General features: G+C 45.5%; 4 protein-coding genes. 1 reads left to right on the forward strand and 3 read right to left on the reverse strand.

Translation table 11 applies throughout. The annotated features are described in order from the left end of the window. Nucleotides 1-231: 231 nt before the first annotated feature. Nucleotides 232-426, reverse strand: coding sequence for a Rop family plasmid primer RNA-binding protein (locus GXK57_RS26075; protein ID WP_022631127.1), 195 nt, complete (start codon nucleotides 424-426; stop codon nucleotides 232-234). A gap of 271 nt (nucleotides 427-697) precedes the next feature. Between GXK57_RS26075 and mobA the strand changes: the two genes are divergently transcribed. After that, a complete protein-coding gene (gene mobA, locus GXK57_RS26080; RefSeq protein WP_000166966.1) occupies nucleotides 698-1,021 on the forward strand; it encodes a plasmid mobilization protein MobA in 324 nt (107 codons plus the stop codon). Between the two features lie 307 nt (nucleotides 1,022-1,328). Here the strand turns inward: mobA and GXK57_RS26085 are convergent, their stop codons facing one another. Together GXK57_RS26085 and GXK57_RS26090 are read right to left on the reverse strand one after the other, a co-directional pair. After that, on the reverse strand, nucleotides 1,329-1,712 hold the full coding sequence (locus GXK57_RS26085; protein ID WP_022631129.1) for a hypothetical protein: 384 nt from the start codon (nucleotides 1,710-1,712) through the stop codon (nucleotides 1,329-1,331). Further along, a complete protein-coding gene (locus GXK57_RS26090; protein WP_022631128.1) occupies nucleotides 1,709-2,386 on the reverse strand; it encodes a hypothetical protein in 678 nt (225 codons plus the stop codon). The genes GXK57_RS26085 and GXK57_RS26090 overlap by 4 nt, the downstream gene beginning before the upstream one ends. Between the last annotated feature and the right edge of the window lie 672 nt (nucleotides 2,387-3,058).

Genomic DNA, 3,058 nt, shown 5'->3' on the forward strand with positions numbered 1-3,058 from the left:
CGCCTGCGGTGCTGGCTTCTTCCGGTGCTTTGCTTTTTGCTCACATGTTCTTTCCGGCTTTATCCCCTGATTCTGTGGATAACCGTATTACCGCCTTTGAGTGAGCTGACACCGCTCGCCGCAGTCGAACGACCGAGCGTAGCGAGTCAGTGAGCGAGGAAGCGGAAGAGCGCCTTATGTGACATTTTCTCCTTACGCTCTGTTGTGCCGTTCGGCATCCTGCCCTGAGCGTTATATCTCTGTGCTATTTTCTACTTCAAAGCGTGTCTGTATGCTGTTCTGGAGTTCTTCTGCGAGTTCGTGCAGCTTCTCACACATGGTGGCCTGCTCGTCAGCATCGAGTGCGTCCAGTTTTTCGAGCAGCGTCAGGCTCTGGCTTTTTATGAATTTTGCCATGTTGAGTGCGGTTTGCTGCTGCTTGTTCATCTTTCTGCTTTCTCCGTTCTGTCTGTCATCTGCGTCGTGTGATTATATCGCGCACCACTTTTCGACCGTCTTACCGCCGGTATTCTGCCGACGGACATTTCAGTCAGACAACACTGTCACTGCCAAAAAACAGCAGTGCTTTGTTGGTAATTCGAACTTGCAGACAGGACAGGATGTGTAATTGTTATACCGCGCATACATGCACGCTATTACAATTACCCTGGTCAGGGCTTCGCCCCGACACCCCATGTCAGATACGGAGCCATGTTTTATGACAAAACGAAGTGGAAGTAATACGCGCAGGCGGGCTATCAGTCGCCCTGTTCGTCTGACGGCAGAAGAAGACCAGGAAATCAGAAAAAGGGCTGCTGAATGCGGCAAGACCGTTTCTGGTTTTTTACGGGCGGCAGCTCTCGGTAAGAAAGTTAACTCACTGACTGATGACCGGGTGCTGAAAGAAGTTATGCGACTGGGGGCGTTGCAGAAAAAACTCTTTATCGACGGCAAGCGTGTCGGGGACAGGGAGTATGCGGAGGTGCTGATCGCTATTACGGAGTATCACCGTGCCCTGTTATCCAGGCTTATGGCAGATTAGCTTCCCGGAGAGAAACTGTCGAAAACAGACGGTATGAACGCCGTAAGCCCCCAAACCGATCGCCATTCACTTTCATGCATAGCTATGCAGTGAGCTGAAAGCGATCCTGACGCATTTTTCCGGTTTATCCCGGGGAAAACATCTCTTTTTGCGGTGTCTGCGTCAGAATCGCGTTCAGCGCGTTTTGGCGGTGCGCGTAATGAGACGTTATGGTAAATGGTGTCAGGTAACGGTTGTAAAAGCCCCGAAGTATGGGGCTGGTGTGCTTGTGTGTTATTTGTTTTTTTTATTTGTGTTTTTGTCTGTGTTATTTTTTTGTTCCATATATAAAACCACCTATCGCTCCAACTAATGTTGTCATTAGTGCCATCAGGTTATTTGCAAAATCTGGTAGTTCTCTATCTTTTATTCCGAAATAAACGATTAACATAAAAATTGATAAAACTATTAAAAATATAAAGGCCATGGAGCAAAGCCTTATAAGACCTTCGCTTTCAGCCTTTATTTCTTTTTCTGTTTTCGGTCTGTGGTTTTTTATCATTTCCTCTATTTGAGATCTTAAAATGAATCCAGGCTGTGAGTTTGTGTCACTTCCTGATTTCGCATTATTTATATTGCTACTTGTTTTTGAGAATGATGGTTCTACACGAATGTATTCAATCGCATCTGTTTTTGGTTTGAAAAATTTCATAATCCACTCACATCCTCAACATGCTTGGAGTTATAAGCAATGGATTTTTCTTTAAATAGGGCTAAGGTTAACCCTTCTTCAAGTGGTGTGTTATTATCGGTTGAGTTGTAGTCAAGTTGAACTATCACCGCATTTCCATTGTAGTTCTGTGCGGTTACTTGTCCTTGGCTTAAATTGATGACATTGTTTATTTGTATATTTTTGAATGTATCGCGGTTATTTATTCTTATTGTTATTTCATCTAAATTTCTTTTGTTTTCGTTTAAATACAGATCAGCTATTAGTTGAGATGGATTTTTATGTGGGATGTAATAGTTACCAACTAGGCCGATTCTTACGACTCCATATTTTTGGAATATTGTTGCTATTAGCGTATTGCACTTTAATTTGAATTCCGTTACTGATTTTTCGATCTCCTCAGTAGGGGTGTAGTTTTCTACAAAATCTATTCTGTTTAGTGATATGTTTAAGTTGAACTTGCCAAAGGACGATGTGCCAATAACGCGAGGGATATCTGCGGGTGCATCTGCAGGCAGGGGAAGCGTCTGTGGCATTGCGTCTATAACTTCGCCAATTTCTGAGTTTAGGCTATTAAAGAGAAGATCTGGTCTAGCTATGGTGCTGTCAATAAATATTGCTAGCTGTGTTGATATTGTGACGGCCTTGTTTTCCATTTTTTCTTTCCTATTTTGCATTGGTATTAATTGAAGTATTGCGAAATTAACGTGTTGTGAGTATCTTAAACGAAAAAACCACCCTGGCAGGTGGTTTTTCGAAGGTTAGCTAATCCTGGCAGATTGTCTAACCGGGTAACTGGCTTCAGCAGAGCGCAGATACCAAATACTGTCCTTCTAGTGTAGCCGTAGTCAGGCCATCACTTCAAGAACTCTGTAAGCATCTGGACAAATCTCGCTCTGCTAACTCGGTTACCAATGGCTGCTGCCAGTGGTGCTTTTGCATGTCTTACCGGGTTGGACTCAAGACGATAGTTACCGGATAAGGCGCAGTGGTCGGGCTGAACGGGGGGTTCGTGCACACAGCCCAGCTTGGAGCGAACGACCTACACCGGGCCGAGATACCTACAGCGTGAGCTATGAGAAAGCGCCACGCTTCCCGAAGGGAGAAAGGCGGACAGGTATCCGGTAAGCGGCAGGGTCGGAACAGGAGAGCGCACGAGGGAGCTTCCAGGGGGAAACGCCTGGTATCTTTATAGTCCTGTCGGGTTTCGCCACCTCTGACTTGAGCGTCGATTTTTGTGATGCTCGTCAGGGGGGCGGAGCCTATGGAAAAACGCCTGCGGTGCTGGCTTCTTCCGGTGCTTTGCTTTTTGCTCACATGTTCTTTCC

Source organism: Clostridium sp. C8-1-8 (assembly GCF_009928445.1).
In the GTDB taxonomy this organism is placed as follows: domain Bacteria; phylum Bacillota; class Clostridia; order Clostridiales; family Clostridiaceae; genus Clostridium_AR.

What these genes read in the sequence shown, in the direction of transcription:
- GXK57_RS26090 (WP_022631128.1), bottom strand. Translation starts at nt 2,386, where the DNA reads ATGGAAAACAAGGCCGTCACAATATCAACACAGCTAGCAATATTTATT.
- mobA (WP_000166966.1), top strand. Translation starts at nt 698, where the DNA reads ATGACAAAACGAAGTGGAAGTAATACGCGCAGGCGGGCTATCAGTCGC.
- GXK57_RS26075 (WP_022631127.1), bottom strand. Translation starts at nt 426, where the DNA reads ATGAACAAGCAGCAGCAAACCGCACTCAACATGGCAAAATTCATAAAA.
- GXK57_RS26085 (WP_022631129.1), bottom strand. Translation starts at nt 1,712, where the DNA reads ATGAAATTTTTCAAACCAAAAACAGATGCGATTGAATACATTCGTGTA.